The organism is Candidatus Thiosymbion oneisti, assembly GCF_900092655.1.
Classification (GTDB): Bacteria; Pseudomonadota; Gammaproteobacteria; order Chromatiales; family Chromatiaceae; genus Thiosymbion; species Thiosymbion oneisti.
Genome location: NZ_FLUY01001740.1, coordinates 1 through 3314 on the forward strand (window position 1 = coordinate 1; position 3314 = coordinate 3314).

General features: G+C 57.8%; 3 protein-coding genes. All 3 read left to right on the top strand.

The features are described 5' to 3' along the window. Window positions 1-103: 103 nt before the first annotated feature. The 3 genes from BQ17_RS18395 to BQ17_RS18405 all read left to right on the top strand — a co-directional run bounded on the left by BQ17_RS18395 (window position 104) and on the right by BQ17_RS18405 (window position 3038). The gene (locus BQ17_RS18395) at window positions 104-772 is read left to right on the top strand and encodes a hypothetical protein (protein WP_089729616.1); all 669 of its coding nucleotides are present in this window, start codon (window positions 104-106) and stop codon (window positions 770-772) included. 29 nt (window positions 773-801) lie between these two features. Next, the gene (locus BQ17_RS18400) at window positions 802-1818 is read left to right on the top strand and encodes a TAXI family TRAP transporter solute-binding subunit (protein ID WP_176722511.1); all 1017 of its coding nucleotides are present in this window, start codon (window positions 802-804) and stop codon (window positions 1816-1818) included. A gap of 194 nt (window positions 1819-2012) precedes the next feature. After that, on the top strand, window positions 2013-3038 hold the full coding sequence (locus BQ17_RS18405) for an amino acid ABC transporter substrate-binding protein (RefSeq protein ID WP_089729620.1): 1026 nt from the start codon (window positions 2013-2015) through the stop codon (window positions 3036-3038). Window positions 3039-3314: the final 276 nt, after the last annotated feature.

Consider the following 3314-nt stretch of genomic DNA (forward strand, 5'->3'; position numbering starts at 1 on the left):
GCAAGTTATACGCCGCCCCTCTGGCTTGCTGAGAAGGCAAATTTGCGCAAAATATCCTAACCAGTCTGGAATCCATAGAGAGCCAGGGCATAAGTAGCGGCAGATGGGCAGCAAGCAACATCAGGACCCCTTTACCGGCGAGCCCGAGGAGCTTTCCGGCACGGCCGAGCCTGGGTCTCATCCAGATTTGCCGGCCGCTGAGCAGGAGGTTGTGGAATGTCTGCTGTCCGAGGGCAGCGTCAGCCATGAGGCAGGCGGCGGATCCCGACTTTTAGAGGTCCATACCCGGCTATCAGGAAACAATCGCGAGTGGAAATACCGTGTCGTCGTGGTCTTGGACGGGAAGGAGGTCGAAGACCCACTGGGGGCCTATCCGACCGAGAAGCATTTCCCGCGTGATCTTGGGGCCGACGACGAGGATGGCGGAGGCGGCTCGGCCCACCGGCTCAAGGTCGCGCAGCATGCGGCCCGTTGCCATCTGGACATCTGGACCCAGGCCCACCGATTGCTGCCGAAAAAGGCGCCGCGGCGCAGGTATTGGCTCTGGATCCTGATAATACTGATATTGGCCTCCGCCGGAGCGGCAGCCGCCTATTATCTGTTGAAGGACCGTCCCGTTGTCGGTCCCTCGGTAAAGGATCGGTCTCCCATACCGCCAACACCGACGCCGGATTGCACGCAAACACCGAACCATCCGGATTGTCGGAAAGGTTCGCCGATGCCGCCATCGGAACCACCGGATCTTGAGCCTTTCTTTAAGAGGGAATCATAATGAACAGCGCGAATCGAAGTGTTCTGCGAATGATTTCGGCCTTTGCCCTTGCATTCTCCCTGGCCCTCTTGCCGATGGCGGGCATTGCCGATCCGGTTGGCATGGTAACGGGCTCCAAGAAAGGCACCTACTATCGATTCGGCAACGACATGGCGCAGTACGCCAGGAAAGAGGGCCTGAGGCTCCAGATCAAGCCATCCGCCGGGTCTCTGGCCAACATAGATCGGATTAACAGCAAGGAGAACGCGGCATTCGGCATCGTCCAGGCCGATGTCTTGACCTTCATTAAACGGCAACCCAAGCTGCAAGACGTCGCGCGGCGTCTGCGCGTGATCTTTCCGTTTTATCTGGAAGAGGTCCATGTCCTGGCGCGAAAGGAAATCAAGACCCTGCGGGATCTCCAGGGCAAACGGGTTTCCATCGGGCGTGACGGCAGCGGTGTCTGGTTGACCGCAAAGAACCTGTTCAAGATCCTGAATATCGATGTTGCACGTGAGGAACACCTCGGCACCGACGACGCGATCAAGGGCGTCCTGTCAAATAAGCTGGATGCGATGTTCTATGTGGCCGGGAAACCGACCAAGGCATTCGAGCCGCTCACGCGCATGTCCGAATCCGGCAGGCAGGATATCCTGCAGCTGCTCGACGGCGTTCACTTCGTGCCGATCACGGAGCAGGAGATATTTGCACAGACCTACGAAGGTGACGGCGTATACTTAGGGCCCGACGATTATCCCTGGATGAAGGAGAAGGTCCCGACGGCAGCGGTACGTGCCGTTCTGGTCTCGTTCGATTTTTCTAAACGCCACACGCCCTACTACCGACAACGCTGCAAACAACTCGGTATGCTGGGTAGGGCGATCCGGGGCAATATGGGGGAGCTCTTAAAAAATGGTCATGACAAATGGAACCAAGTGGATCTCGAGCGTGAGGTGCCCGGATGGCGGCAGGATGCTTGCTCAAGGGAGCTCGCCGATAACAAAAGCGGTAAATCGTACCGTGATGGGACCAAGATCCAAGAGGCTCTCGAACCCTTCTTCAGATGAAACCTGATTGCTCCAATCAGGCGACATTTCCCGAATCGGTGCGTAGCAAACCTTGGCTGAAACCGCGATCCCGCCGCGGCTCAGGTAGAATGCGCGCGACTTTCTCCGAAGCAGGTGCTTCTCGATAAAGGGCATCGTATTCAGGGAAGGTCTACACTCGGTCCTCAATCTCTTTGTAACAAGGAACAATCGACATGAATCCTTTATTAAAACTCCGTTTTCTTTTCCTGTTCATGGGCGTTCTGCTCGTCGCTCCAAGCGCATTCGCGGGTTCGACCCTGGATACCGTGCAAGGTCGCGGCAAGCTGCTGTGCGGTGTCAATACCGGGCTGCCTGGTTTTTCGAGTGTGGATAGCAAGGGTAAGTGGACCGGTATCGATGTGGAGGTCTGCCGGGCCGTTGCTGCCGCTGTCCTAGGTGATGCAGGCAAGGTGGAGTTCACGCCGCTGACGGCCAAGGAACGTTTTACGGCCCTCCAGTCCGGCGAGATCGATGTGCTGTCGCGCAATACCACCTGGACCCTGACCCGAGACAGTACACTCGGCGTCAATTTCACGGGCGTCACCTATTACGACGGCCAGGGCTTCATGGTCTCGAAGCAGCTTGGGGTCAAGAGCGCCAAGAAGCTCGACGGCGCATCCGTCTGCGTCCTTGCCGGCACTACCAACGAACTCAACCTCGCGGACTATTTCCGTACCCAGGGTATGAAGTACGAGCCGGTGGTCTTCGACACCGCGGACCAGGTGGTGAAGGGGTTCGAGTCCGGGCGCTGTGACGTACTCACCAGCGACCAGTCGCAGCTCTATGGTCAGCGGGTTAAGCTCGCCGATCCGGGCAAAGCCGCCGTTTTGCCCGAGGTCATCTCCAAAGAGCCCCTGGGCCCCTTGGTCCGCCAAGGCGATGATGACTGGATGAATGTGGTCCGCTGGGCCCTGTTCGCCATGATCAATGCCGAGGAGCTCGGTGTGAGTTCGAAGAATGTCGAGCGGATGAAGGACAGCAAGAATCCCAAGATCCGCCGCCTGCTCGGCCGCGAGGGCATCAAGGGCAAGGGACTCAAGCTCAAAGACGATTGGGCCTACCGGATCATCCGGCAGGTGGGTAACTATGGCGAGGTCTTCGAGCGTACCGTCGGCAAGGGTTCTCGGCTCGGTATCGACCGGGGCCTCAATGCCTTGTGGAAAGACGGTGGCCTACAGTACGCGCCACCGATCCGCTGACCGAGTACGGCTGCGCCCAAAAACTGGAAACAAGCACCACGAATGGACACGCATGTTTCCATAGGTACCAAAAGCCCCTCTCCCTTCGAGGGTGTCGTAAAAGGTGACGCCCGACGCGGTCTTTCTCGTTCCCACGCGCTGAGACTGTGAAAGAATTCGTTTTCCCCGGAAGTGGTGGGATGAGACTGCTGTATTTCACCACTACTGTCCCGTTAAATTGTCGAACAGATTCAGTTGGTTAGGGATTCCGGGAGCCTCCGTTATGTGCGGGTCATT

What these genes read in the sequence shown, in the direction of transcription:
- BQ17_RS18395 (WP_089729616.1), top strand. Translation starts at nt 104, where the DNA reads ATGGGCAGCAAGCAACATCAGGACCCCTTTACCGGCGAGCCCGAGGAG.
- BQ17_RS18400 (WP_176722511.1), top strand. Translation starts at nt 802, where the DNA reads ATGATTTCGGCCTTTGCCCTTGCATTCTCCCTGGCCCTCTTGCCGATG.
- BQ17_RS18405 (WP_089729620.1), top strand. Translation starts at nt 2,013, where the DNA reads ATGAATCCTTTATTAAAACTCCGTTTTCTTTTCCTGTTCATGGGCGTT.